This is a genomic window from Alkalihalobacillus sp. MEB130 (assembly GCF_032335535.1).
Lineage (GTDB): Bacteria > Bacillota > Bacilli > Bacillales > Bacillaceae_D > Halalkalibacter.
Window position 1 is genome coordinate 15,879 of the sequence record NZ_JAOANA010000005.1, and the last position, 26,434, is coordinate 42,312.

A 26,434-nucleotide genomic window follows, 5' to 3' on the forward strand; every position below is an offset into this window, starting at 1 on the left:
CGCAATAATCGATACGGCCGCAGAGAGTAGTTTCTTTTGGTGAATGGTTTAGGAAGGGATGACCACATTTTCGTTGGTCATCCCTTCTTTTTTTGCTTTAAAAACTAAAAAAGAGGAGAACGTCGAATTGACTTCTCCTCTTAACCATGATCAATTTCAAGAATCTTATTACATATGACAATCTGGCTCAAAACGATTTCTCTTTCTACTGACGAACAAACATAGTCTAACTAGAACACCGTCACAAACACGTGACCTGGATCGTTGTCTACCTATTGTATATGTTAACATCAACTTGATGGGATATGGTTTGGGAGGTTGCAGTTTCCTGCTTCCTCACTTATAGAATGTTGATTTTTGACCTTAGTTATGCTATAAACATCTTCCATTTTCACATACGGTACGTGAAATTATTCAGAAATAAAAAGAAGAAGCTAAAGCTCCTTCTTCTTCGTTATTCATCCGCTTTCCTCGGTGGTCGCGGTCCAAAAAATTGGTAATAATCGACCTTTAAATTCCCATTATAGAGCTTACGTTTTTTCGTTGCTTTTTTTCCATAAAGGTCTTCAAATCCTTCGTGAGACGTTAACATATAAATGGACCATGTATCAAGCAATTGAAATGTTTTCCCCATATCTTTATACATTTGCTCAACCTCTGGGCGTTCGCCAAGGCGTTCTCCGTATGGAGGATTTCCAACTAAAATACCGTACTCACCACGATGCCTGAAGTCCTTTACTTGCATTTGCTTAAACGTAATCATATCCCCAAATCCAGCTTCCATCGCATTGTTACTAGCAAGTTCCACACTTCTGTGATCGATATCTGCTCCTAGTATATCTAAAGGTTGATCATAGTTCGCAACATCTTCTACTTCTTGACGAGCTTCGTTCCAACGGTCTTTCCCAATCCAGTGCCAGTCTTCTGAGACGAAGTCACGATTAAAACCTGGTGCAATGTTTTGTCCAATCATCGCAGCTTCAATTGGAATAGTGCCAGAACCGGTAAAAGGATCAGCAAATGGACGATCAGGCTTCCAAGGTGTTAACATGATCATAGCGGCTGCTAACGTTTCCTTCAGTGGCGCTTCATTGTGAAGATAACGGTACCCACGTTTATGAAGCCCTGTCCCACTCGTATCAATCGTTAACGTAGCAACATCTTTATGAAGAGCTACTTCAATTCGGTAAAATGGACCATCTTCATCAAACCATCCACGCTTATATCGCTTTTTCATGCTTTCTACGACCGCTTTTTTCACAATGGCCTGACAGTCGGAAACACTAAACAATTTCGATTTTACAGATTTCCCTATAACAGGAAACTCCGCATGAACTGGAATAAGATCTGCCCATGGAAGAGCTTTTGTTTTTTCAAATAATTCATCAAATGTGTAGGCTTTGAATTCCCCCACTTTTAACTTGACTCGATCGGCTGTTCTCAGCCAGAGATTCGCTCTAGGAATTGCTGACACATCGGCTGTAAACGTTACTTTCCCATTCTCAACTTGAACATCTTCATATCCTAAGTCTTTTACTTCTCGAGCAACAAGAGCTTCAAGGCCCATCGTTGCTGTTGCAATTAATGTAACTTTTTCCATTATGTACTCCTTACACAAACATAGTGCTTTCATTATACGATTTCTAACGAGTAATGACAAACGTCGGAAAATAAAAAAAGCCCCGATTAGGGGGTTCTTTAAAATAAATCATCCGTTAAACATTCGATAAGCCATGTTCTGTACCTTTGTACTGCAAACGGTGATGAACCTTGTACTCCGGTGGCAATCATCTATCTACAAGGGTATTCCCTTGTCCTTCTCAACAGTTCAATTCCCGTTTAAGAAGATGCCCCTACCATATTTTGGGTTTCTCGCTCGTGGGGTTTACCTCGTTCCACTCCATTCGTTTCCAAATGGACTCCGTCACTGTGGCACTTTCAAAGGCATCACACCATATCCGATTGGACGTAGGTGCTTACCTTGCCGTTAGTCCAGTCAAAACCAGACTACCCTAGCTTATGAATTGGCTAGGCACGATCACTACGGACATCGCAGTCCGTGCGAGCATGGACTTTCCTCTACACGACAAGCATGCAGCGATTACCTGAATGTTTAACGTTGTCTTAAGCGACAAGACTTAGTATACCTTGAAAGCATGAATGATTCAACAGGAAATTATTTCAATTTTCCCTAATAGCTTTTCTTGCTAATGAGTCTGCCTGTTTATTTTGATTACTTGGGACCCATTTTATAAAGAACAAGTCAAATTGTTCGATTCGAGCGATAGCTTTTTCTAGGTACGGTTGGAATCGTTTATTTTTGACATAACGCTTTTCAATGGCATCATCTATTAACTTTGAATCCGTGCGAAACGAAACCATGTTTACTCCACGCTCGATGCACAAGTCTAACGCAATAATAAGAGCTTCATACTCTGCCTCATGATTAGACATCTCACCTAGTGGAATCGAATGATTTTCTACATTTCCATTTTTAAAGTTGATAAAAACCCCCGCTCCGGAAGGTCCAGGGTCCCCAGCACTTGCGCCGTCAATATAAACGTCGATCATATTTTCGCACCTACTCGTACAATTTACTTCCAAATACTTTCTTCTCTAAGTTCGATAATCGTTGTAAGATGTCATAATTCGTACTTCCAACTGTTTGAGCTGGAGCTTGTCGTTGCGATCTGTCAGACAGTTTTTTTACTTCTCGTTTCAATTGAGCATTTTCTTGTTCTAATTGCTCTACTTTTCGTTGAAAAAGCTCGTAATCTTGTATAATGGAGTCTAAAAATTTATCAACTTCGTCAGGGTTATACCCTCTCATGCTTGTTTTAAAATCTTTTTCCAATATTTCTTTCGCCGTAAAACGAATGTTTTGTTGGTTCATTTCCTTCACCTCTACCCGCGTGTATGAACAGCTTTACGTTCTATTTTTCCAAAAAGTAGCCTTCTTGTCAATTTAAAATTACACATCCCACTCCGAATCAACATGTTCATGTTGTTCCTCCTGTACCAATAAATCAAGGTCTGTCGGAGTTATAAAGAAGATTGGGAAATCCTCATTTGCTTGACGTTTTTTGGCTATATCTAAGTAATACGTAGGTGAGCCAGGCTTGTCTTCATCATAAAGCAATAACAAAGCATCCGCTTTTGCGATGATAAATTCATTTTTCTGACGCAATTGAGCTGGGTTGTCATACGCTCTTTTCGTAATACTATCTACAAAGTCAGCTTGGTTTAGAATTTCTTGGTAGTATTGTTTGGTTGCATCTTGCCATCGCTCTTCTTGCTGCAAAAACGGAGTTAAAACAGCCAATTGCACCTGTGGATATTCCGCTTTCAATGCAATCACTACCTCAGCGGCCCATAATTCCACTCCTAACTGTCCACTAATAATCACCCACTCGACCCCTTCTTCCACCAGTGTCCGAAGGCGATTTTCGATTGCTTTTTTTATGTAATAAATACCTTTATGTTTTTGATCAAAAATTCCGAGTTCATGCGCTTTATATCCTGAGATTGCAATCGTCCTCACAAACATCCCCCCCTCTTTCTTTAAGAAAGAGCGAACTGATATCAGTTCGCTCTCACTTGAAAATGATTAACGTCTACGGAATCCACCGAATCCTGGGCCGAATCCTGGGCCTGCCGCTGGACCAAATCCAGGACCTGCTCCCGGGCCAAATCCTGGGCCTGCCGCTGGGCCAAATCCAGGACCTGCTGGTTGAACAAATTGTTGATGAAACACTTGTTGGCTTTGTGATGTTGTATGCGGGAAGCTCGCAACATGCTTATATACATGGTTTGTGTTGTAGTGAGTGTGTGATGGATGAACATGTGGTACGATATATTCACACGTCTTATCAACGATCTTGTGCTGTGTTGGTGATACTTGTGCTGGCATCACTTGAGTCGTCGTTGGTAACTTACAAACTTTAGGTCTTGGTCTGCAAAACATAAGTTAATTCCTCCTTTTATATTTGAGTCAATATTAACCTATGTATGAAATGCATTCCGTGTACTAGATATTTGACCTAATTAACCGCCTAATCCTTTTAATATCAACGGATTGGGTTTCTGTCTACAAAAGAAAGAAAGCCGAATCCCTAATTTCACTCATAATAAATAACGTTAATCCAATCATGACAAAAAATAACACTAAAATAGCTCGATACATTTCTAATCACTCATTTCCTAAAAAGAATTACCGAAACATATTGTAATCGTTTCTACACTTCTTGACAATTCCTTTTTTTACATTACATAAACTTACAAGTTACAACCTTTAACAATGTTGTAACTTGTAAAAAAACCGCCGTTTATGCGCTTCCCCAGGAAATGTGAAAACAGGCTTTATTTCGCCATTTTTTTCTGTATCCGATCTAATCTCAGTTTCCCTTCTTTTTGCATCTTTAACTGTTTCTCTTTTGGCTGTTTCCTAACAAACCCCTCGTCTACGATTGCCTGCTTGCAATAATAGGCTGCTTTTTCATAATCCTTCACTTGGTGTTCATACAATTTAGCACACTCAATCGCGGCATAATACGAATATTGCTCTGTTCCAACTAAAGAAACGTAACTAGTTAACGCCTCACTCCATCTTTTTTGTTTTTTTAATCCATTTGCATAAGCAAACAAACTCGCCTCACCCGTTGTAGTGCCCATTTGTTTTAATGTTTCATATTGTGCCATGGCAATCTCAGACTCCCCTATTGCTTCGTACCACCTGGCAACTTCATACTTTTCTTTTTGTGTAAGGGAACTAGGATCCCACTGCAAAATGACAGAAGACAAATGCGTATACAACGTAAGTAAAGATAATACATCCCATTCGTGATGTTGAAAGATCCCTTTCACATACTCTGGATCCGGATCTTGTAAAAAATCAAAATAGAGCATCGGTGCCATATAACTAGGGATATCTTCTTCTCGTTCAAATTGTAAAATCTCTTTTTCAACAACAGAAAGCTTGCAAGAAGGCAGCGTATCTTTCCACATACGTCTCGCTGCATGAAGCAAGTCAAAATGTCCGAATTTCGGAAGTTTCGGAACTTGATCACGGACAAAGGTATGACGTGTTTTTACTTGAGGCCAGTCAAATGCCTTGCCATTATAAGTAACGAGGTTCCTCAATACACCCACATCTGTTAAAAAAGAGTGATATAACGCTACTTCTGATTCTGGTCCGGGCAAAAAAAACTGCTTTACACTGACATGATCCGACTCAATCTGACAATGCCCTAACAAAAAAATCGTATTCCCAGCGCCACTACTTAGTCCTGTCGTTTCTGTGTCAAAGAAAAGCAACTCTTCCACATGACGGTCTTTCGCTGATAATGGATGAGATTGCACATGATCTTGCCACCTTCTAACCGCTTCTGACGTTTCCTGAAATTGATATTTCCCATGTTGATGGCTTAGAGGATATTGTTTTTCACGAACTAATGTATAATTGCCATCAAACCATTGCGGTGTCGTATCAAATGATTTCCATTCTTGTTCAAAAGGAACAGCTTTCTTCTCTTCCAAAGTTGGAACCTTTTTTGGTTCTCTTTCAATCTTTACGTTCTCCATCCCCATATGCTGCTTCATGCGTTGTAACTTATTTTTTAACATTTTCTCACTCCCCTACTCCGCTTTAAGCAACCGAATGAAACGTGAAACTAACGATTTCGTGTTTCCTTCACTTGTTCCTACGCAACCTGGACAACCTTGTTCACATGCACATGCAGAAATAAGGTGTTCAACTTGACCTAATATGGTGGGCAAATTCTTATAGACTTGCTTAGCTAATCCGATACCACCAGGATAACGATCATACAAGAAAATAGTTGGTTGTTCAGAATGATCAGCTTTCATTTGTGGGACTACATGAAGATCATGACGGTCGCACATGACAAAAACTGGAGCAACTTGTTGAATGAGCTGAGCCAATCCGGTCAGTGCTTGATCAAAAGCCCCTTCCCCGAAACGGTTCGTCAATTCATCTGAAAAACTGATCCACATCGCACTGGTATGTAGTTCTTCCTCAGGCAAATGAATCGGTCCTGAACCAATGTTTTCAAAGGTTGATAGTCGTATTTTCTTAAAGATAGTTGCCTTCGCATTCACCATCACATCTCCGTAGCTGACTGTGATCTCTGATTGCTCTCGCACCTCGTCTTCTTCAAGTACTTTCAAGTGAACAGCTAAATTTGCGTCTGTAAAGTACTCTACATCAACCTCGCGTACAAACGCTTTTTTTTCATCCCAATCTAAATATTCCACTTGATACTGTACACCTTGATGTAAATAGATGGCTTCATCATGTAGTAACGTCATCGCGCTAAAACGGTCCATTTCGCCGATAACCGTTGGCGAGCCGGCCTGACTTTGATCAATAATAACCACATTTTCCTGTGATGCTGATCGCAAACTAATGCCATGAGCTGGGAAAGCGTCGTTCATCCAATACCATTTATTCGCACGTTCATGAAGTACTTGTTCTTCTGTTAGAAATTCAAGAATTTCTTCAATCTCGACACCATCAAAAGAATCTCCTCTTTTAAATGGTAGCTCATAGGCAGCACATTTCAGGTGATCAACAAGTATCACAAGATTATCTGGATTAATTCTTGCAGACTCAGGGTTTTTATCAAAGAAGTATTCGGGATGACTAACGATATATTGATCAAGCGGCGTCGAACTGGCCACCATAATAATGACAGACTCATTTTGTCTCCGTCCTGCACGCCCTGCTTGTTGCCAAGCACTCGCTACGGACCCTGGATACCCAGTCATAATACAAACTTGAAGCTGTCCAATATCCACTCCCAGCTCTAACGCATTTGTACTTACAACACCAATAATATTTCCTTGACGTAAGCCACGCTCAATCTCTCTTCTTTGTTTCGGTAAATACCCTCCCCGATAGCCACGGATCGTATCTGGACCAATATACTTTTTGGTTAACTCTTGAAGATGACTTAAAATAATTTCTACCCGCACTCGACTTCTTGCAAAAACAATCGTCTGAATTTTATTCTCTAAAAAGCGTTTAGCTAGTTCATTTACTTCGACTGTTGCGCTCTTTCGAATATTTAACGCTTGATTGACAATGGGCGGGTTGTAAAACAAAAAGTGTTTCTTTCCCCTTGGGGCTCCATTTTTGTCGATTAAACGCATCGGACTCCTTGTCAATCCTTCAGCTAACTCTTTCGGATTAGCAATGGTAGCAGATGTACAGATAAACGTTGGGTTACTTCCATAAAAATGAGCAATTCGCTTTAACCTTCGAATTACGTTCGCTACGTGACTACCAAAAACACCGCGATATGTATGAAGTTCATCAATGACGACATATTTCAAATTTTCGAAGAATGCTACCCATTTCGTGTGATGTGGCAAAATGGCAGAATGCAGCATGTCAGGATTGGTAATAACGACATGCCCAGCTTTTCGAACTGCTTGTCGAATGTTCGGTGCCGTATCTCCGTCATAGGTAAAGCACTTTACATCGATACCAATTTCATCGATGATTTCATTAATCTCACTTTTTTGGTCTTGAGCAAGTGCCTTTGTTGGAAATAAATAAAGAGCTCTGCTCTCTTCGTGATCAATGATTTCCTGTAGAACAGGCAAATTATAGCAAAGCGTTTTTCCAGAAGCAGTGGGTGTAACTGCCACGACATTCTCTTTCTTTCTTGTATACATAAAGGCTTCTGCCTGATGAGAGTATAGAGATGAGATCCCGCGACGAGTCAGTGCCTGTTGAAGCCGAATGTCTAATGATTCCGGATAAGGTACTGAATTCGCTTCAACTGCTTCCATTTCATGCCAATGAACAATTCGTTCTTTCCACTCCTCATTCATTTTAAAATCCTCTAATATATCTTGCAGATCACTTTTAAACAATGGCTTCCCTCCTAATTCTTGCTCCCACATAATGAGAACAAACAATCGTCCTTTTATTTTAGCGAATGTTTGTTTGTTTTTCTAGTATGAACACCCTTGGAAACCACTGGAAAACAAGGAGGTAGCTATTTCAACTTATAATTCCCATTGTAGGAAATCATGTAAATCAAATTGGGACCATTGACATATTTTTTTCTACCTTTTACGCTTGTAGAAATGAAAGTTTTGTTTATTAATATGTGTCAGGTTTTTAGTTTCTGCTCAAAAGGGTAGAGAGACAATGGATTTCTTGAAGTTCGGAATAGACCTTTTTCTATTATAATCAATTTCATCCATATACTCACGAGGGCGACTTGTTTATTCCAAGCTATTCGAGAGAAAAGAATAGATAGAAAGATGTTGATTCTTAATGGGGAAAAAACATATTAACGAAATATCTTTTTTAAGAAGCATCGCTTGTTTAAGCATTGTCCTTCTGCACTCTATTGCCTGGGGGATGGAGTATGTCGGATTTTTATTAAACTTGCCCGAACTTAGTAAGACAATCTTAGATTCCATTAATGTGCTTTTGTACTATGGTACACCTACTTTTATCTTTATTACCGCTTTTATTTTAGGTTATAGCTATAAAGATAAAATGACCCTTTCAAAAGGTTTCCTTTCTAAGAGATTGCAATTTATTTTAATCCCGTACATTTGTATGGCGTTTCTTTATGCTTCCCCATATGCTCTTCTGTCGTTCGAGCAATTTTCTTTAAAAGTACTCTTAAATATCTTTATTGGAGATTTTCACGCTTATTTTGTATTAATTATTTTTCAATTTTATCTTTTATTTGTATTTTTGAAGAAATGGTTAGACCAAACTCATCCTAGTAAAGTTATTTTGTATTCTTTTCTTATTAATAGCGCCTATTTAGTGATTTTTAATTTCACGAAACCGGTTGATATCGTATTTAGTGATTATGTTTGGGAACGTTTTTACTGGATTCCTTTCCCTGGCTGGATTTTTTACTTTTCTATAGCTTATTATATTGGTCGTAACTATGAATCTTTTATACAATCTATTTATAAATATAAAGTCATTGTTCTCATTGCTCCCTTTGTTACTGGGCTAGCTCTTTTGTATTTTTATCATAGTGGCATGATTACCATTCACAGCTCTAAGAGAATTGATATTTTATTTCATACGTTAAGTGTCATTGCCTTTGTTATTTATTTCGCTAGGAAAATGAAGTCCATTCCTTCTTTATTTCTAGTAATTAATAAATACTCGTACGGAATCTACTTATTGCACACAAGTTACATCTCGATTTTAATTGTGTTATTTACATTATTATCACTTAATATGGGGATTTTCACGATTATCGTTTTATTTGTTGTTAGTACGGCTTGCTCAATCATGACCATCTATTATGTTAATCATATGAGAATTGGAAAGTACATTGTTGGAAAAGTAGACGTCAAGCCTAAACAGATCCATCAAGTTGACTCTAACACTGTTCTTGCCAACAATCAGCATTCAACATATAACGATAAACACATTTAGTTAGGGTGACCGAACATGCTTGGACGCAAAAAAAGAAAGTTACTACTCCTGGTAGGGGTAGCAAATGTCTTAGCTCTTTTTTTAATTAGCTGTAAAAATTCTAGTTCTCAAACGGAATCAACTTGGGATTATCACTCCACTCCTGAAGAAGCAGGGTGGTCTGATAAAAAGCTACAAGAAGCTAAAGAGTTTTATGATTCGCTTGGCTCAACAGCAGCGATGGTTATTTATGATGGGAAAGTCCTTTTTGAATGGGGTGACGTTTCAAGAAAAAGCAATATTCATTCTGTTAGAAAGAGTTTCTTAAGTGCTCTTTACGGAATTCATGTAAATGTTGGCACTATTCATATTGAAGACACGTTAAAGGAGTTAGAAATTACAGATAGAAGTCCCTTATCTGTTTTTGAACAAGAAGCAACAGTAGAAGATCTTCTTACTTCTCGCTCAGGGATCTTCTTACGAGCGGGTGAAGAATCTTTATTTATGAGATGGAACCGACCGGAACGTGAGGCTCATGTACCTGGAACCTATTTTCATTATAATAATTGGGATTTCAATGTATTAGGAACGATCTTTAATCAGCAAACAAAATCTGATTTATTTCAAGAGTTTTATGAGAAAATTGCCATCCCTCTTGGAATGGAAGATTACTCTCCAGAAGACTCTTTTTATAAATTTGAGGAAGATCGTTCCATTCACCCTTCTTATTTATTTAGAATGAGCGCACGCGACATGGCGAGGTTCGGTCAATTGTATCTTCAAGATGGACAATGGGCTGGGCAACAGCTTATCCCAAAAGAATGGGTCAAACAAAGCACGTCTGTACAAACACCCGTTCGAACTTCACAAGTATATGGATATGGTTATATGTGGTGGGTGGCTGATAATGGTCATTTTGAGGATGTCGGCCTATACTCTGCTATTGGTCGCTACGGCCAATCGATTGATATCATACCAGATAAAAACCTCGTTTTTGTTCACCGAGTTGATTCAGACCGTTTTTTAAATCGAACACTTAATCATGTCAATGATCGTAATCGGTTAAGGCTATTAGAGATGATTTTAGATGCTAAACAACCTAATGAATAAACGGAAACAGGCTCACAACAATGAGCCTGTTTCTCTTTTTTATTTACTAATAAACATTTGCGTCCAATAGTGGCCATTTTCATGATACCCTACACCAATATGTGTAAAACTTCCATTTAAGATGTTGGCACGATGTCCTTCACTGTTCATCCATGCTTGGACAACTTCTTCAGCCGAACGCTGACCCTGAGCAATATTTTCTGCTGCAGATTGATAAGATATATCAAAATCCCTAATCATATCAAATGGAGACCCATAGGTTGGACTCGTATGAGAAAAATAGTTATTTTCTTGCATATCTTGAGATTTCACTCTCGCTACGTTACTTAACGAACGGTCTAATTGTAGATCCGATAACCCATTATTTCTTCTCTCCACATTCGTTAGTTCTATTACTTGTTGTTCAATGGCACTTATATCATGACCTGCATCTGCTTGAGGTGTTTCTGCTTGAGGTGTTTCTTCTTGTTGTTCTGGTTGGGCAACTTCAGGCTGTTCTTGTGCAGGAGCCTCAGGTTGAGCCACACCCGGTTCCGGCGCAGGTCCATCTCCTTCTCTAACTGGTCTTCCTACTTGAAGACGTTCAGCTATTTGCTCAGGTGTAAGTCGTAACGCCTCTTCAGGAACAAAACGCGCAATATCTTCAGGTGTTAGCTGCTGTGCTCCCTCTGGTAAATGCTGCATCACATCTCCTGGAAGAAGATTGGCGATCTCTTCCCTTGATAGTTGGACCGAATGTTGAATATCAAATTCGTATTTTGCGTGTTGAACTTGAATGGGTTTCGTATGTGGAAACTGTTCGCTTGAGGCAGTCGTAAAATCACTGGATATTTGCCCTTCTCCTACATGCATACCTTCCATTGCGTTGTTGTCGTTTTGACAAGCAACAGTTAGGAATAGCAACACCACTATCATGGTCATAATCGAAATTTGTTTTTTCATAATCATTCTCCTTACTCTAATTTTTATTATTGTTTTCTAAAGCGTTATAAAAAATTGCAAATATTCATTGGTAATACTTACCGATTTTTTTGCCGAAGATGGCAAGGATATCCTCGAATAGGGAAAGGCTAAAAGACTGATCATAAGGAATGTTTGATACATTGATTCAAACAAGTTTGAAGGGGGAAGGAAAATGCAAATGTTTGGTCGTAAACGTAAAAAGAATGGTAATGGTTTAATGATGTCAGTAGTAGGCTTAGGAGTAGGAGCAGCTGCATACACAATGATGAGAAATCGTAACAATGGTGGGAGCAACATGAACATGATGGAGCCCATCAAAGACATGTTAAACCAAAACCAAAACCAACGTTAATTGCAGTAGAGGATAAGTCACGTCGACTTATCCTCTTCTCCTTTTTAAAAAGCAGTCATTCTCCCAAACATAAATGATCACGAAAATTAGGAAAAGCCTTGAAAGAAGAATGATCTCCTCTCAAGGCAAAAAACACTGTTTTAAATAGTCTTTTTAAATAGACAATTTAAGCAATTTTAAGTGTTTTTCCAAATGGTACTTTTGGAACAAAGTCATTCGGAACGAGCCACATAACATCATAATCCACTTTTAATTCATCATAAAAATACCCAGTTACATCTGTTATATAAAATAAAATATCAATGTTCTCTTCTTCTGCCCATTCAAGCACTTCCGTGTAAGAAGATTTCCCGTGCTTATAATACGTAATATTGGCTTGGTCAATCGTTGAAATGTCCCTTATTTTAAAGTCTGATTGAACGAGCTTTGTCTCCGGACTTAATTGAGCAAACAAAGCTACAATATTATTGATTAATTCTGTACTAACTTCATTTGTTGATGTATCAACAGCTAAGGCGATTTTCTCTCCTTTGTGGCGTTGAAGGGTTGTTAATAGTGACTTTTGCCATTTCACGGAAGCATCTCTCCTCTTATTAGCTTATCGTGCCATGATTATTTTGTTTTTTTATAGCTAAAGATATTCTTGTCTATTTAGGATATTATCTAAAAAAAGACGTTGTATCCAAGAGGAGGATATGCAAAATGAAAAGAGCTGTATTTTTAGACAGAGATGGAGTACTAAACGAAGTGTTAACAAGTCGCGTAAAGTTCGTTAATAAACCAAGTCAACTGTATTTATTAGAAGGTGTTGGCGAAGCCATTAGACAAATGAATGAGGCAAACATCCCAACTTTTGTTGTTACGAATCAAGGTGGAGTAGGACTTGGGTTTATGAAAGAATCATCCCTACAAGACGTACATAAAAAATTACTAAAGGACTTGGCACAATTTGGCGCAAAAGTTGATGACATTGCTTATTGTCCACATAAACCTAAAGCTGGGTGTCCTTGTCGAAAACCAGGGGCACAAATGTTACTTGATTTAGCTCAAAAACATCAAGTTGACCTTGTATCAAGTATTATGGTTGGGGACCGGGAACCAGATATTGAAGCAGGTAAAAAAGCTGGATGTACAACCGTTTTTATTGGTTCGGAAATGGAAAATCATGCTCAAGCTGATATGGTTTTTCCTAGTTTGTTACACGCTACACCATGGATACTCACTCACTTCCAAGAAAAATAAAGCAAGAGGAAGTCCCCTTGCTTCGTTATACTATTCATTGTTGTTATTCCAGTTGTTATCCCAATTGTTGTTATCCCAATTGTTGTTATCCCAATTATTCCATTGATCATGGCTCGATTGACTCGTGTTATAAGGATTCATCGCATCCCATTGCCAATGCGGGCTATCGGGTGTTGGTTCTCCAGTTCCAGGAAAACCTGGTGTTTGTGCATATGGTGCCACTGGTCCTGGGTAACCTGGCGTTACAGAATGTTCTGCTCCTCCCCATTGACCAAGTGGAGCTTGCGGCATACCAGGCCCTGGGTAGCCTGGTGTCGGCATATGACCTGGAGCTCCCCATTGTGCTTGTGGTGCTTGCGGTACTCCCCCATGGAACCCTGGTGTTTGTGCATAACCTGGACCTTCCCAAGGTGTTTGTGGCATCCCTCCAGAAAGCCCTGGTGTTGGTGTAGATCCTGCCGCTCCCCATGGCGCTTGTGACATTCCTCCATGAAACCCTGGAGTTGGCGCATATCCTCCTGGTGCTCCCCACTGTGCTTGCGGCATTCCAACACCTGGTTGAGCCTGATGCGCATAAGGTGATGCTCCTCCGTGTCCTGTCATGTTTGGCATTCCAGCTCCTGCTGTTGAATGCTTTTGGCAACCACATTGACATCCTTTTGCATGCTTAGTTGTATCGTGAGCCGTTTGGGTTGCTGGTTTTGTCATTTCCCAGTTTCCACATGTCGACTGATTCACCGGTTGTTGAAATTGGTTATGTGAAAAATGATTCATAGTAAAAGAGCCCCTTTCAAAACATAGTTACAATACCTATGCTATGCAAACACCTATCGAGCGTTCTAAATTTCTTACATTTTAAAGAAAAAAGATGCCCCGAAAAAGGTCTACTACTCCCTTCTCTTGGCATCCTCTTATTCTTATAAACCAATAGCAAACAAAGCAATCGCTAAAACAACACCTAGTAAAGGTACGACAACTGTGAGCGCTCCAAATGCTGGGTAGGCATCTTTATGAGTCTCACCAGCAATGGCTCGAATCGTAGTTACAGCATATCCACCATGCGGAAGAGAATCAAGTGCGCCCGATGCAAGAGCTGCTGTTCTATGCATAGCATCAGCATTAACTCCCATCTCCAAGTAATGTGGAGCTAGAAGTGGCAAGGCAATCGCTTGTCCACCTGATGAAGATCCTGTTACTCCAGCAATTAAGCAAATAGCAACGGCACTTCCAATTAGTGGATCGCCAGGTAGGTTCGTCATAAACGCTACCGCATCAGAAAATGCTTGCGTTTCTCGAGCCACACCTCCAAATCCTACTACCGCTGCCGTATTACCAATAGCGATAAGGGCACCTGTTGTCCCCTCTTGAATCGCATTCGAGAAATTTTTAAAATATTTATAATTTAAAACATAGGTTGCAATGACCCCTGACAAGAGTGCTACGATTAGTGCTGACTTTTCTAAGACCCCATGGGTAAAGAATGTTACAACTAGTACAACAACTAGTGGAATTAAACTAACATATGGATTAGGTAATTCTGTACGGCTATCTTCTGGATCATTATCTCTTGCTTCAAATCGCTCCCCGTTATTTACTGCTTTCTTAATCATCTTTGTTAGCCACCAATAACCAAAGATGATCATAAAGACGGCAACAATTAAACTTACTTCCCATGCTGCATAAGGAGTGGTACCTAAAAATTCAATTGGAATCCAGTTCTGAATCTCAGGCGAACCTGCAGACGTCATCGTAAATGTAACAGACCCAAACCCTAATGCTGCTGGTATAAATCGTCTAGGTAAGTCTGCCTTCTTGAATAAGCTGACAGCCATTGGGTATACAGCAAAAGCTACAACGAATAAACTTACTCCCCCGTATGTTAAAACCGCACAGGCTATAACAATGGCAAGAGCGGCTTGCTTCATCCCAATTTTCCCAACAATCCAACGCGCAACGCTATCAGCGGCTCCGCTATCTTCCATTAATTTACCGAATATCGCCCCAACTAAAAACATTAAAAACCACGAAAAAACAAAGCCAGAAAATGTATTCATGTAGCTGGATACAAAATCAGGCGCTCCTGCCTCTGCCAATTGTGGAAAAATCGGCAATCCACTAAAAATGGCACAAAGTAAAGCAGCAAAAGGTGCGGCCACTAATAAATTCATTCCCCGAATCGTCAAAATAATTAGCAGTGCCAGTCCGCCAATTAGTCCAATAAAACTTAGCATGTTTCTCTCTCCTTTATACCTGCCAAGTTTCAAATAGCAGTTATTCTATTATGTTGTTAAGCGCTTTCTTTTCTGGTCACTCATTTTAAAAAATAAACCCAAAAAGGTTGGCAAACAGAGATCCAGATTCACTCTCTTTGCCAAAATATTTACTCTCTCTGTCTCACAGAACCTCGAATGATGAGTTCACCAGGTAATGCATGACTCGATACACTCTTCTCTTCCTCATCCATTTCATGCAGCAATAAATCAATCGTCTGATTCACCATATCCTCAATTGGCTGTTTCCAAGTCGTCAATGAGTAAGATGGCCAACTAGCCATATTGATGTCATCGAAACCTATAACTGAAAGATCTTCTGGAATGTTATACCCTAAAGACTTAGCTGCATCAATGGCTCCAAGAGCTGTTATATCATTACCGCAAAAGATACTATCAACGATTTTATTCGATTGTAATAGTTTTTTGGCAGCTTCAAACCCACTTTCATATGAATAGTTTCCAATTTCAACAGCGATATCAAAGTACCCATGTTTAGCTAATGCTTGCTCAAACCCTTTTTTACGATCGATGGTCGTTGATGTTTCCAAAGGTCCAGAAATAAAAGCAAAATGTTTGTGTCCGGTTTTCACTAAATAATTGCCTATTTCTTGCCCCGCGTAAAAGTTATCGCAAAAAACTGCGCTATAATCGGGATTTTCAATATATCTATTAAAAAGAATGATTGCAATATCATTTTTTAGAAAGCGTTGAACAGCAGATGAAGAAAGAAGAGCATCTGTAATAATCACACCATCAACATGGTATTCAATTAAATGACTAATCTCATCTTCCTGAACGAAGTTATGTTCAGAATTCATAAAAATTAAATGGTAGCCCTTTTCAGCTAACCTAGTATAAAACTTTTCAAGCACTTCAGGATAAAATGGATTTTGGATGTTGCGCATGACGATCCCAATCATGTTCGTTTTATTCGTTATCAACCCTCTTGCGATTGCGTTGGGTTGGTAACCTAGTAATTCAGCAGCCTCAAGAATTTGATTTCGTTTCTTTTCCGAAACGTTCGCTCCTGATCCGAACACTCTTGACACCGTCGATTGCGAAACACCTGCTAATTTAGCAACATCCATTGAAGTGATCTTCTTTTTTGACATGATGATTCCCCCTTGATTAACAGGGAAATTATATCACACTTCTTTTTTAGTTATTAACCGTCTCTTTTTTGTAACGTCTTACACGAAGATCCGCTTGGGCTTTGTGCCCCATGAATCCTTCAATTTCACATAGGCGCGAACCGTACTCCCCAACAACGACACTCGCTTCTGGTGTTGCTTTTTGATAAGTGCATGTTTTTAAGTATTTACCAACCCAAAGTCCTCCAGTAAATCTTGCTGCTCCTTTAGTTGGAAGTGTATGGTTTGTACCAATTACTTTATCTCCGTAAGCTACATTTGTTTCAGGTCCTAAGAATAAAGCACCGAAATTCTTCATGTTCTCTAAGAAATAATCAGGGTCTTTCGTTAACACTTCAACATGCTCATATGCTAACTTATCCGCTTCTACTACCGCTTCTTCTAAGCTGTCCACTAAAATAATCGAACCGTAATCATTCCAAGATACACTAGCTACATCAGCTGTAGGTAACGTTTTTAATTGACGTTCAATTTCTTTTACCGTTTCCTCTGCTAATTCTCTTGATGTTGTAATTAATGCAGATGGAGATGTTGGACCATGTTCTGCTTGGCCTAGTAAATCTGTTGCAATAATTTCTGCATCCGATGTTTCATCAGCAATAACAAGTGTTTCTGTTGGGCCAGCAAACAAATCAATCCCCACTCTTCCAAACAATTGACGCTTCGCTTCTGCTACAAATGCATTACCAGGACCGACGATCATATCAACAGGCTCGATTGTTTCTGTTCCAACTGCCATAGCAGTCATAGCTTGAACGCCACCTAAAATGTAAATTTCATCAGCGCCAGCTAAATACATTGCTGTTACCGTTGCAGCTGGAATTTCCCCTTTTATAGGAGGCGTACAACCGATCACTCGTTTAACTCCCGCCACTTTTGCTGTAAGAATACTCATATGAGCAGATGCTACCATCGGATAGCGCCCTCCAGGAATATAACAGCCTACACTATTTACCGGGATATTCTTATGTCCTAATGTAACGCCTGGCAATGTTTCTACTTCAAGATCTTGAATCGTTTCTCTTTGTTTTTCAGCAAAGTTACGTACTTGCGCTTGCGCAAATTTAATATCTTCAATCGTACGTTCTGGTACTGATTTAACAATTTCAGCAATTTGCTCGTCTGTTAGACGGAAGCTTTCTGCTTTCCAGTTATCAAACTTTTCAGCTAAAGCACGAACTGCTCTATCTCCATTTTCTTCCACATCTTGAATAATTCCACTTACTATTTCTTGTACCTTTGTATTCGATTCTTTTACTTCCACTTCACTTTTTCCTGTTTTTAAATAGATAGCCATTTTTTTCACTCTCCCTTTAAATTTGCATACGTATTCAAAATTCCCTAAAAATTTTTTTTCCTATATAACACTATTTTCCAGAGTAGAATATTTAAAATATTTAAATTTGAATACGTATGCAAAACAAATTATATAGATCTTTTTTTATTCTGTAAACCCTTTCTTTCAAAAAATGACTATTTTATGTCGATATTTTTCCATACTATTAGTGTTCAACACCCATTCTACAATAGATAGGAGCCTTCTCATGATTCACACTTTAGACCTGACAAAAGCTATATCTGACCACGCCTCTCGTTTTCACACAATTGAAGATTTACTGCCTTTATTAGAGGAAGCAAGCAAAGCAAAATATGTGTTATTAGGTGAATCTACACACGGAACGTCTGAATTCTATTCCATACGTGCCGACATTTCAAAATGGCTTATCGCTCATAAAGGATTTCAGTTCATCGCCGTCGAAGGAGATTGGCCTTCTTGTTATGAAGTAAATCGATATATTAAATCATTTTCACCAACGTATAAGAAAGCAACGGATGCCCTTCAAGCTTTTAGACGTTGGCCTCGTTGGATGTGGGCAAATGAAGAAATCATCCCCCTTCTAGATTGGTTGAAGCAACACAACAATGAAAAGGCAAGAAAGCAAAAAGTAGGGTTTCATGGCATTGACGTCTATAGCCTTTGGGAATCTATGACCGAAATCGTTACCTATTTAGAAAAAATTCAATCACCCTATATCGAAAAAGCGAAAGAAGCCTTTGTGTGTTTTGAGCCTTACCACAAAGAAATGCAATTGTACGGTGTATCATCTACGTTTTACGGACAAGATTGCTTTGAAGAATTAGTAAACCTACTAGAATCGCTTCATCAAAATCGCCACATGAACATGAACGATGATGAAGCAGAATTGAATCTAAAAATAAATGCACTTGCTGTTGAAAACGCAGAACGTTATTATCGTACAATGGTGACCAATGATAGTGAATCATGGAACATACGAGATGAACACATGGTCGAAGCATTAGACGAACTATCTAATTATTACGGTAAGGAAGCTAAAGGAATTGTGTGGGAACACAATACTCATATTGGTGATGCGCGAGCAACTGATATGGCCAGTGTAGGAATGGTCAATGTTGGGCAATTAACGCGTGAGAAATATGGGGCAAACGAGGTGTATGCCATTGGTTTTGGCACATACGAAGGATCAGTTATTGCTGGAACGAAATGGGGAGAACCCGCACAAACGATGTCTGTCCCCAAAGCAGTATCAGGAAGTTTCGAAGATCAACTTCATCAAGCAGGAGCTTATAATAAATTCATTATGTTTAACGAAACAAATCAGAAGCTCTTTTCCAATACAATTGGTCACTGGGCAATTGGTGTTGTTTATAATAGCCAATATGAACATCTTGGTAATTATGTCCCATCAAGAATTTCTGACCGTTACAATGCTTTTATCCATGTAGATCAATCAAAAGCGTTAACCCCTTTACAGTAACCAGCTCAATGTATACGCCCATTATAAAATAGACAATAGAGGAAGGACGTTATCACTTCTTACAATCCTTCTCTATTGTCTTTATTTTTGAAATGCTTTATGAACGAGCTTTCTGCAGTGTTAGCCTATTCCATTCATGAGTTAACTCAGCTAATCGATCTTTAATGTTTTGAACAGATTGCTCATCCCCCATTTTTTTAAAATGAAGCAGTTCAAGTAGAAAATAATCAATTTCACTATAAATTACTTTTTTGTTCCTTTTCACATCCTCATTATGCTTTAATGTTGCTTTAACTGAAAAGTCAATATCTTCATCTAATACTTTTAATACATACGGGCTCTTTAGCCGCGCCTCAACTAGTTCAAGAAATCCTTTATGTCGTTTAAACGTTAATTTATTATTCACTTCACTATTGTAAATATTTAAAATCATCTTCCCTTTGTTAAATCCCCAGAATATACGATATTTATCTTGGAGCACCCCATTGATTAATTTATCTAATTGATTTTTTGGGACATAAATCGATAGATCATCATAATGTGTTGCTTCCATTTGAAAACACCCCTCACATTTAGAATACGTAACATGTATTTCCTATGTGTATACAAACAACAACTCTATAGACTATGATTCTAATAAACAAGCATGCTTACCGCAGTAATGTAAGCCCTTACAACATTATTATATTCATGTTTTTAAAAACATGCCACATTTCTTTCTTACTAGATTGGGCATAGACAATCATCTTAATAAAGAAAAAAGACAACGCCTCAAAAAATGAGACATTGTCTTTTGTTAAAGCATTTATAGTTTTACAACGTTAGCTGCTTGTGGTCCACGGTCGCCTTCAACGATTTCAAATTCAACAGATTGACCTTCGTCAAGTGATTTGAAACCTTCGCCAGTGATAGCGCTGAAGTGTACGAATACGTCATTTCCGCCTTCTACTTCAATGAAACCGAATCCTTTTTCTGCGTTAAACCATTTAACTGTACCAGTTTGTGCCATGCTTAAAAACCCCAATCTAAAAATTATTTACTTAATATGCAATTGTATTTACAATCCGAGGTAAATAAAAATTCACATATTATAAGGAACATCAACCACGAATCGAGTGAATATCCCTTATAACATGTGAATACTGAACTCATTAAGTGTTGCTAATTGATGCAATTGTTTTTACTTATGGAATATAAGGATCCATCAATCAATCTCCAGACGATGAAAGCCCTACCTCTCGTTCATCCTTGCGGTTCCTTGACCGCGCCAGCTGAATGAAAAGCGCTCACATGACTTAATTTTGACGACCGATAGCTTAACTATAGCTCATTTAGTTAATAATTGCAAGTCACATTCCATTTTTATGTTAATAACTTGTCTAAAAAAAATGCTCAATCTGTACCACAACACATTTTATGAAGAAACAGAGCTTTTTCATTTCATAAGCTCTGTTTCTTCATGTATTAATTGCGACTGTAATAATCATTAATTGATTGAAGAATAGACTGATCCTCTTTGATTTCTACTGGTTTCTGTGCTGATTTTTTGTTCTCTTTTTTCACTTTTCTTCACCCTCCGTTTTATTGTTAGAATATTTTATCTCTTTTTCTTGTTTTCATTATACTCCGTCTGTTCTATAATAGTCAACGATTTTTTCACCTTTGTATTAATACATTTTTGTCTCACTCTTTCTTCTACTCTAATACAGAGCATAAAAAAATAGGCTGGCAGCTGCCAACCTAGGATAATGCTCGTCCCTTACCAGAGTCACTAATAGCTATCAATCCTACTGGGTATGGTTCGAAGTATGTTTGTTTTAATAAATATTCATTCTCAAAACGATGACACCACGAATGGAGAATTGCAAGTACACTACTTAATGGAATCTTTTGATTTCGGTATTGCTCTAACATTTCATCAAAATGTTGCTTCTCTGCTTTCGATAGCTGATCAGAAAAATAACCGAACACATGCTGACAAACATTAATATGGGACGTTACTTTTGCAGGTGTATGAAATAAATCGTGTAAGGCATTTTCATACTGCTGGATCACCTTTTCTATTGCAAGGTGAGCATGATTGGCCACAATCCTGCCCAATCTTTTCACGTTTTCTTGATGATAAGCCATAAATAAGTATTTATTTTTTGCATGAAACAACATTAATTCTGTTATAGATTCCTGGTTCTTAACCTTTCGAAAATCCGAAATCGTAAATAAATGAGTAAAAAAATGCTCTCTTAATAGGAAGTTTCTTAATCGCCCTTCGTCTTCAAGAGGCATTAACGGAAAAAGTTGCTGAATTCGATTAGCGAACAAACCACTTTCCGTTCGAACAACAGGTGATTTTTCTAGACCGCTATATACTTTTGCATCAGAAACCCCACAAGTAGGTGACCGATTTTTCAGCAAAAACCCGTCTACTTCTTCTAAGCCACCTAGAAATTCATGAGCGAATTCATTCATTTGTTCTGTCAAATCCGCTCTCGTTTTTGGTTGGACTAATTTGCTTTCATCGCCATCTGAAACAAGACGGATCACTTCACGAGGTGTTCCCAATCCAATTTCTACTTCTGGACAAACAGGAATAAATTCAACATAGTCGGCTAGCCTAGCTACAGTTGGATCATTAATTTTGTCACCGTTATACCTGCAGGCAGCAAACTCCATACATTTACTAACAACAACCTTTGGCTTTGCAAACGTCCGCACACCTTCACCTCTTATCTACTCATATGAGAAAGCTTTTGACGAATGGCAAATGCGACTCCATCTTCATCGTTTGACTTTGAAATGAAGTCTGCGAGATCTTTTATGGCCTGTTCTGCATTCCCCATCGCAACTTTATACCCTGCTACTTTAAACATAGAGACATCATTAAAACTATCTCCAATAACCATGACTTCATCCATGGAAATTCCTAGGCGTTCTGCAAAAGCTGTAACAGCAAGTCCTTTTTGAGCTTGCTTATGCGTAATCTCTATATTATCAGGGGCTGAAGCACTAACAGCAAGTCCGTCAATATCGTGGAGTTGAGCTCTTGTTTTAGACAATTTTTCTTCATCTTTAGAAAAAGCGAGAACTTTTAAAATTTCAGTATCTTCTTGCTCAAGCAATTCATCATAGCTAGCAACTAACGAGATCGCTCCCGTTTCAAAACGCTCTTTCGCAAACTGTTGCATCGTGTTTATGTCTTGAGCAGGATTAGCCGCATGGAAAAAATCGATGATAGCTTGGATTGCTTTATCGTAGTTGTCCGTAACGGTTCCATGATTGGTATATAGCTCAAAATAAATATCATTAGTTAATAAAACATCAAAGACATGTCTTGTTTTCTCTTTTAATAAAGGATAAGAGGATAAAACGTTTCCGTCTTCATCCCTGACCTGAGCCCCATTTACCGTAATAGTCGGACAGATGATTCCGGCCTGTTTTAATGGAGAACGAGCTTCTTTTTCATCTCTCCCAGTTGCAATCACAACATTTACACCAAGTTGTTGTGCCTCTTTCACTGCCTTCGCATTTTCTGCTGTTACTTCATGAACATTTCCAAGAAGTGTACCATCCATATCAATTGCAATTACTTTCACCAAGCGTACTCACTCCTATATTTCTCTCTTTTTGCTTCTATATCATTATTTTCTTTTCATTTTCACTATACCATATATTGTTTTTGACTATCACGATGAACAATTTTTCAATAGAAATGAAAAAACCACGAGCATGCGTTCCATACTCCTGGTTGAGCTTCATATCTATTTCATTTTTTTCTGTTAGGGTCCGTTTTCGTTGAATTGCTTCATCATTTCATCAATTTCCGCTAACTCTTGATCTGCTTCTTTTGCCTGTAAATATTCAATAGTATGTGCTACTTTGTTACCGAGCATCATAACACCAAAAAACAGAAGAAATAGCAATGAGATTGAAACAATTAACAACGCTATATACATTAGCTAGCCCCCTCATTCCCTTTGATACATCATACGGAGGAACTTGGTGATTAATGCATACTTTTTCCTGCATGTTTCATACTAGGGGAAACGTTTGTATATCGGAGGTTGATGCACCTTGAAAAAGAGACAAGTCCTGTTCGTAATTGGAACGAGTTTAGTGCTTGCGAGTTGTGGAGCTGATTCGGAGGAAGAAATTGTCCATGATGTCGAGGCCCAGCAATTTAGATCGGATTACCATGATACTCCAGCTCCTCCAAGCATAAGAGACCAAAATAAACAACGAGTTCCGCGTTATACAGCGATGCAAAGTTATGCAGATGAAGCAGGTCATTATATTAGTGAAACGGCTGTGTTGTTAGAAGACCTTGCCACATTTTTTGATCAAGGAACAGTTGAAACATCAGATGTTGATGAGACAATGGATAAAATAGAGCTCCTTCGTAATAAAGGTGAAGAGTTTATTAACACTAGTCGCCCTGAACCTTTTGATGCGTTGCACCATGTACACGTATCCACCTTAATGGAAATTGATGCACTTGAGAGGATCTTATCAGATATGAAAGAGCCCATTCATCCTCTTCAAGTAACAAATGCACGCGTCTATTATGAAAATGCTGTTTTATCACATAAATTAATGGAACGAGAGTACCTAGCTGTAACAGAAGATTACGGTATCCATTAAATGGATGGGGGTCTGACCCCGGTTCACGCAAAAAAAAAACAGGGAAGTAAATGTTTCCCTGTTTTTATCTTCTTCTATGCGCTGCATCGTCAACTAAGTCAGCTAAATCACCAACGGCACCACCAATGGAGTCAAATGGTTTGTCCATTCCCACATGATGTTCAAGCGCATTCATTCGGTTAATTAATTTTCGATCGGTTGTAATATGAACGCGTCGTATATCGGTCACTTGCTGTACTTCTTCTTCCACTACACGTTTTAACTTCACACGGTCTTGCTCACTTGATTCAATTCCAATAACGATTTGGTCACCGTCTGTCATGACATGAGCATCCCTTACATTTTGCAAGGATTCGACTCTCTTTTCAATTTCTTTTGTGAGCTCTGTTGTTGCTTGTTGAGCTTGTTGCCCTTTATCTAGTCGACCAACATTCGGATCATTGCTGTATGAATATTTATCTCGCAACACACCAGGACGATTGCTTAAGATACGTGGTCCTTGATGATTCACCCCTTCGTGCTTCATACTCAAGTTACGTTGGCGGGTTACGTGAGATCCTTCTCCTGTAGAATGCAGTACCGGATCAGTTAATCCCTTGGGAGATTGATCTGGAACCATTAGATCAGAAAGAGGTCCTTCCAATCCTCGTACATGATTCACTCCATAACCATTAAAGGCCTCATTACGATCTGGGCTTGCCCCCATATCAGCTTGTTGTGGTATCGTACAGCCTGTTAATACAGCTGCTGCTATGAACAAGTAAGTTACAGATTTCATGACAATCCCTCCTATCCCTAGTGTGCGATGTTAATCGTGTTTCCAACCTGAAAATATTTAGAAAGTAATTTGCATTTTTTGTCGATTTATTTCTTTTTTCATCTATTCCTGACTACTTTAGCAGAAACACTTTTCAACAAATTTCTGTTGGGTATAATAATTTTATAAATAGACAATTTGCTTAGCCACACCAGCGATATAACTCCCATTTTAACCCTAACCAATTCGTCTGTTTTTTATATTTGTCGAGGTGGAGTGGAATATGTTATGTATAGAAATAGAGCAAAAACGATTACAAATGTTGAATCTTGCTAAAAAATACGGACTGACAGCTAAAGTAACCGTCGAATGTAGCCAAGAGCTAGACAAGCTGCTTAATTTATTACAAAGAAATTCTTACTAAAGCATTGCAATCATTGATAACATTTGGTAAGGTAGACACAAATCACGTATTATCTTACTTCATACATTTGAAGTTTGGGTAGAGGTGCAAGGATCATTAGTACGTTAGTGGAGGAGAATGAGATCCACAGATGCTAATCGAAAGGGATACTTGCCGAAGCTACATGAGATCTCATGTCTCATTAGCTGGGACTGTTCTGAATAAGGGCAGTACTGTCATATAGCTATAGCGCTATATGGAGGGCTATCTCACACATTGAATTGGTTTTGCTTCAATTGCTAAACCTAACAACAATGAGTAGAGGCCTCATTGTTGTTTTTTTGTGCCTACCAGTAGCCCATCTTCCCCCTACGTATATGGAAAAAATTTTTGAATTGAGGGTGAATTGGATGAATTTTGGTCGTATTATTACTGCAATGGTTACACCATTTAATCAACATGGACAACTAGATATACCTGCAACAAAAGAACTTGTAAAACATCTTATCGCAAACGGAACAGATGCCGTTGTCGTTGCTGGAACGACAGGAGAATCTCCTACTCTTTCCACTGAAGAAAAATTGCTACTTTTTAAGACGGTTGTTGAAACCGCAAATGGTCAAATTCCTGTCATTGCTGGAACAGGTTCAAATAACACTCAAGCCTCCATTGAATTAACGAAAAAAGCGGAAGAACTTGGTGTAGATGGCGTTATGCTTGTTGTTCCTTATTACAACAAACCTTCACAAGAAGGACTGTATGCGCACTTCCACGCAATTGCCACATCAACAAAGCTTCCAGTTATGCTATATAACATTCCAGGAAGAAGTGCCGTTAATATGGATGTTGATACGACATTGCGTTTAGCACAACTTCCGAACGTTGTTTCAATGAAAGAAGCAAGTGGTGACTTGGATGCTGTAGCTACACTGATCGAGCATGCTCCTGAAGGCTTTACAGTCTATAGTGGAGACGATAGCTTAGCATTGCCAATCTTAGCTATTGGCGGTACAGGAATTATTTCTGTAGCATCTCATATTGTCGGGAACGAAATGCAGCAAATGGTGCGAAATTATCAAGCCGGTCAAGTAACAGCAGCTGCGATGCAGCACCGTCAGTTACTTCCTATTATGAAGACGTTATTCATTGCACCTAACCCTACAGCTGTTAAAGCTGCAATGGAAATGAAAGGAATTAAAGCTGGCCCTGTACGCTTACCTTTAGTCCCTCTTACAGCTGAGCAACAACAAGAACTACAAAACGTAGTTCAGCCAACAGTTACCTTTTTTGTAAGCTAAAATAACCAAAAAGCATGTAGCTAATTCG

The 26,434-nt window shown here is 38.7% G+C and carries 27 protein-coding genes, 1 other RNA gene and 1 riboswitch; of the genes, 8 read left to right on the top strand and 20 right to left on the bottom strand.

The features are described from left to right. Nucleotides 1-454: 454 nt before the first annotated feature. The 8 genes from N0O92_RS06625 to N0O92_RS06660 all read right to left on the bottom strand — a co-directional run bounded on the left by N0O92_RS06625 (nucleotide 455) and on the right by N0O92_RS06660 (nucleotide 7,929). A complete protein-coding gene (locus tag N0O92_RS06625; protein WP_315613879.1) occupies nucleotides 455-1,600 on the bottom strand; it encodes a THUMP domain-containing class I SAM-dependent RNA methyltransferase in 1,146 nt (381 codons plus the stop codon). A 122-nt stretch (nucleotides 1,601-1,722) separates the two neighbouring features. Continuing rightward, an RNA gene (gene rnpB / locus N0O92_RS06630) (RNase P RNA component class B) lies at nucleotides 1,723-2,113 on the bottom strand. A gap of 68 nt (nucleotides 2,114-2,181) precedes the next feature. After that, nucleotides 2,182-2,571 carry a reverse transcriptase-like protein gene (locus N0O92_RS06635; RefSeq protein ID WP_315613880.1) on the bottom strand — a complete coding sequence of 130 codons (390 nt, stop codon included), beginning with the start codon at nucleotides 2,569-2,571 and terminating at the stop codon, nucleotides 2,182-2,184. A 10-nt stretch (nucleotides 2,572-2,581) separates the two neighbouring features. Then, on the bottom strand, nucleotides 2,582-2,893 hold the full coding sequence (gene gpsB, locus N0O92_RS06640) for a cell division regulator GpsB (RefSeq protein ID WP_315613881.1): 312 nt from the start codon (nucleotides 2,891-2,893) through the stop codon (nucleotides 2,582-2,584). 78 nt (nucleotides 2,894-2,971) lie between these two features. Further along, the gene (locus tag N0O92_RS06645) at nucleotides 2,972-3,541 is read right to left on the bottom strand and encodes an SLOG family protein (protein ID WP_315613882.1); all 570 of its coding nucleotides are present in this window, start codon (nucleotides 3,539-3,541) and stop codon (nucleotides 2,972-2,974) included. Between the two features lie 66 nt (nucleotides 3,542-3,607). Beyond that, nucleotides 3,608-3,964, bottom strand: coding sequence for a CotD family spore coat protein (locus N0O92_RS06650; RefSeq protein ID WP_315613883.1), 357 nt, complete (start codon nucleotides 3,962-3,964; stop codon nucleotides 3,608-3,610). A 395-nt stretch (nucleotides 3,965-4,359) separates the two neighbouring features. After that, on the bottom strand, nucleotides 4,360-5,622 hold the full coding sequence (locus tag N0O92_RS06655; RefSeq protein ID WP_315613884.1) for a ribonuclease H-like domain-containing protein: 1,263 nt from the start codon (nucleotides 5,620-5,622) through the stop codon (nucleotides 4,360-4,362). A gap of 12 nt (nucleotides 5,623-5,634) precedes the next feature. Next, nucleotides 5,635-7,929, bottom strand: coding sequence for a DEAD/DEAH box helicase (locus N0O92_RS06660; protein ID WP_396334479.1), 2,295 nt, complete (start codon nucleotides 7,927-7,929; stop codon nucleotides 5,635-5,637). A gap of 379 nt (nucleotides 7,930-8,308) precedes the next feature. On the opposite strand from N0O92_RS06660, the gene N0O92_RS06665 reads away from it, so the two are divergent. Then, complete coding sequence (locus N0O92_RS06665; protein WP_315613885.1) at nucleotides 8,309-9,445, top strand: acyltransferase family protein; 1,137 nt, start codon at nucleotides 8,309-8,311, stop codon at nucleotides 9,443-9,445. Between the two features lie 15 nt (nucleotides 9,446-9,460). Next, nucleotides 9,461-10,534: a serine hydrolase domain-containing protein gene (locus N0O92_RS06670; protein WP_315613886.1), complete on the top strand. Its 1,074-nt coding sequence runs from the start codon at nucleotides 9,461-9,463 to the stop codon at nucleotides 10,532-10,534. A 39-nt stretch (nucleotides 10,535-10,573) separates the two neighbouring features. On the opposite strand, the gene N0O92_RS06675 is transcribed toward N0O92_RS06670, so the two are convergent. Continuing rightward, nucleotides 10,574-11,476, bottom strand: a complete 903-nt coding sequence (locus N0O92_RS06675) for a CAP domain-containing protein (protein WP_396334475.1) — start codon at nucleotides 11,474-11,476, stop codon at nucleotides 10,574-10,576. 193 nt (nucleotides 11,477-11,669) lie between these two features. On the opposite strand from N0O92_RS06675, the gene N0O92_RS06680 reads away from it, so the two are divergent. Beyond that, nucleotides 11,670-11,849: a DUF3918 family protein gene (locus N0O92_RS06680; RefSeq protein WP_315613888.1), complete on the top strand. Its 180-nt coding sequence runs from the start codon at nucleotides 11,670-11,672 to the stop codon at nucleotides 11,847-11,849. 166 nt (nucleotides 11,850-12,015) lie between these two features. On the opposite strand, the gene N0O92_RS06685 is transcribed toward N0O92_RS06680, so the two are convergent. Continuing rightward, entirely contained in the window at nucleotides 12,016-12,423 is a 408-nt protein-coding gene (locus tag N0O92_RS06685; RefSeq protein ID WP_315613889.1) for a VWA-like domain-containing protein, read from the bottom strand. Between the two features lie 128 nt (nucleotides 12,424-12,551). Between N0O92_RS06685 and N0O92_RS06690 the strand changes: the two genes are divergently transcribed. After that, the gene (locus tag N0O92_RS06690; RefSeq protein WP_315613890.1) at nucleotides 12,552-13,091 is read left to right on the top strand and encodes a D-glycero-alpha-D-manno-heptose-1,7-bisphosphate 7-phosphatase; all 540 of its coding nucleotides are present in this window, start codon (nucleotides 12,552-12,554) and stop codon (nucleotides 13,089-13,091) included. 30 nt (nucleotides 13,092-13,121) lie between these two features. Here the strand turns inward: N0O92_RS06690 and N0O92_RS06695 are convergent, their stop codons facing one another. The 4 genes from N0O92_RS06695 to hisD form a co-directional block, all read right to left on the bottom strand. Further along, nucleotides 13,122-13,865: a hypothetical protein gene (locus tag N0O92_RS06695; protein WP_315613891.1), complete on the bottom strand. Its 744-nt coding sequence runs from the start codon at nucleotides 13,863-13,865 to the stop codon at nucleotides 13,122-13,124. Between the two features lie 143 nt (nucleotides 13,866-14,008). Further along, a complete protein-coding gene (locus N0O92_RS06700) occupies nucleotides 14,009-15,322 on the bottom strand; it encodes a GntP family permease (RefSeq protein WP_315613892.1) in 1,314 nt (437 codons plus the stop codon). A 149-nt stretch (nucleotides 15,323-15,471) separates the two neighbouring features. Beyond that, on the bottom strand, nucleotides 15,472-16,476 hold the full coding sequence (locus N0O92_RS06705; RefSeq protein WP_315613893.1) for a LacI family DNA-binding transcriptional regulator: 1,005 nt from the start codon (nucleotides 16,474-16,476) through the stop codon (nucleotides 15,472-15,474). A gap of 46 nt (nucleotides 16,477-16,522) precedes the next feature. Next, nucleotides 16,523-17,812: a histidinol dehydrogenase gene (gene hisD, locus N0O92_RS06710; protein ID WP_315613894.1), complete on the bottom strand. Its 1,290-nt coding sequence runs from the start codon at nucleotides 17,810-17,812 to the stop codon at nucleotides 16,523-16,525. A 247-nt stretch (nucleotides 17,813-18,059) separates the two neighbouring features. On the opposite strand from hisD, the gene N0O92_RS06715 reads away from it, so the two are divergent. Further along, nucleotides 18,060-19,313 (top strand): erythromycin esterase family protein, encoded by a 1,254-nt coding sequence (locus N0O92_RS06715; RefSeq protein ID WP_315613895.1) that lies wholly within the window; start codon nucleotides 18,060-18,062, stop codon nucleotides 19,311-19,313. Nucleotides 19,314-19,410: 97 nt separating this feature from the next. On the opposite strand, the gene N0O92_RS06720 is transcribed toward N0O92_RS06715, so the two are convergent. The 5 genes from N0O92_RS06720 to N0O92_RS06740 form a co-directional block, all read right to left on the bottom strand. Then, a complete protein-coding gene (locus N0O92_RS06720) occupies nucleotides 19,411-19,866 on the bottom strand; it encodes a hypothetical protein (protein WP_315613896.1) in 456 nt (151 codons plus the stop codon). A gap of 252 nt (nucleotides 19,867-20,118) precedes the next feature. Continuing rightward, nucleotides 20,119-20,322, bottom strand: a complete 204-nt coding sequence (cspD, locus tag N0O92_RS06725; RefSeq protein WP_034633915.1) for a cold-shock protein CspD — start codon at nucleotides 20,320-20,322, stop codon at nucleotides 20,119-20,121. 731 nt (nucleotides 20,323-21,053) lie between these two features. Beyond that, complete coding sequence (locus tag N0O92_RS06730; protein WP_315613897.1) at nucleotides 21,054-22,025, bottom strand: YbgA family protein; 972 nt, start codon at nucleotides 22,023-22,025, stop codon at nucleotides 21,054-21,056. 11 nt (nucleotides 22,026-22,036) lie between these two features. Next, on the bottom strand, nucleotides 22,037-22,903 hold the full coding sequence (locus N0O92_RS06735) for a Cof-type HAD-IIB family hydrolase (RefSeq protein ID WP_315614092.1): 867 nt from the start codon (nucleotides 22,901-22,903) through the stop codon (nucleotides 22,037-22,039). A 183-nt stretch (nucleotides 22,904-23,086) separates the two neighbouring features. Beyond that, entirely contained in the window at nucleotides 23,087-23,263 is a 177-nt protein-coding gene (locus tag N0O92_RS06740) for a hypothetical protein (RefSeq protein ID WP_315613898.1), read from the bottom strand. Between the two features lie 118 nt (nucleotides 23,264-23,381). Here N0O92_RS06740 and N0O92_RS06745 point away from each other — a divergent pair, with 118 nt between their 5' ends. Further along, nucleotides 23,382-23,948: a hypothetical protein gene (locus N0O92_RS06745; RefSeq protein ID WP_315613899.1), complete on the top strand. Its 567-nt coding sequence runs from the start codon at nucleotides 23,382-23,384 to the stop codon at nucleotides 23,946-23,948. A gap of 64 nt (nucleotides 23,949-24,012) precedes the next feature. Here N0O92_RS06745 and N0O92_RS06750 read toward each other — a convergent pair whose 3' ends face one another. Further along, a complete protein-coding gene (locus N0O92_RS06750) occupies nucleotides 24,013-24,726 on the bottom strand; it encodes a YhcN/YlaJ family sporulation lipoprotein (protein ID WP_315613900.1) in 714 nt (237 codons plus the stop codon). A 262-nt stretch (nucleotides 24,727-24,988) separates the two neighbouring features. Here N0O92_RS06750 and N0O92_RS06755 point away from each other — a divergent pair, with 262 nt between their 5' ends. Continuing rightward, entirely contained in the window at nucleotides 24,989-25,129 is a 141-nt protein-coding gene (locus N0O92_RS06755) for an aspartyl-phosphate phosphatase Spo0E family protein (protein ID WP_315613901.1), read from the top strand. Nucleotides 25,130-25,200: 71 nt separating this feature from the next. Continuing rightward, nucleotides 25,201-25,383, top strand: a riboswitch (Lysine riboswitch). 135 nt (nucleotides 25,384-25,518) lie between these two features. Next, nucleotides 25,519-26,406: a 4-hydroxy-tetrahydrodipicolinate synthase gene (gene dapA / locus N0O92_RS06760; protein WP_315613902.1), complete on the top strand. Its 888-nt coding sequence runs from the start codon at nucleotides 25,519-25,521 to the stop codon at nucleotides 26,404-26,406. The last annotated feature ends 28 nt before the right edge of the window (nucleotides 26,407-26,434 follow it).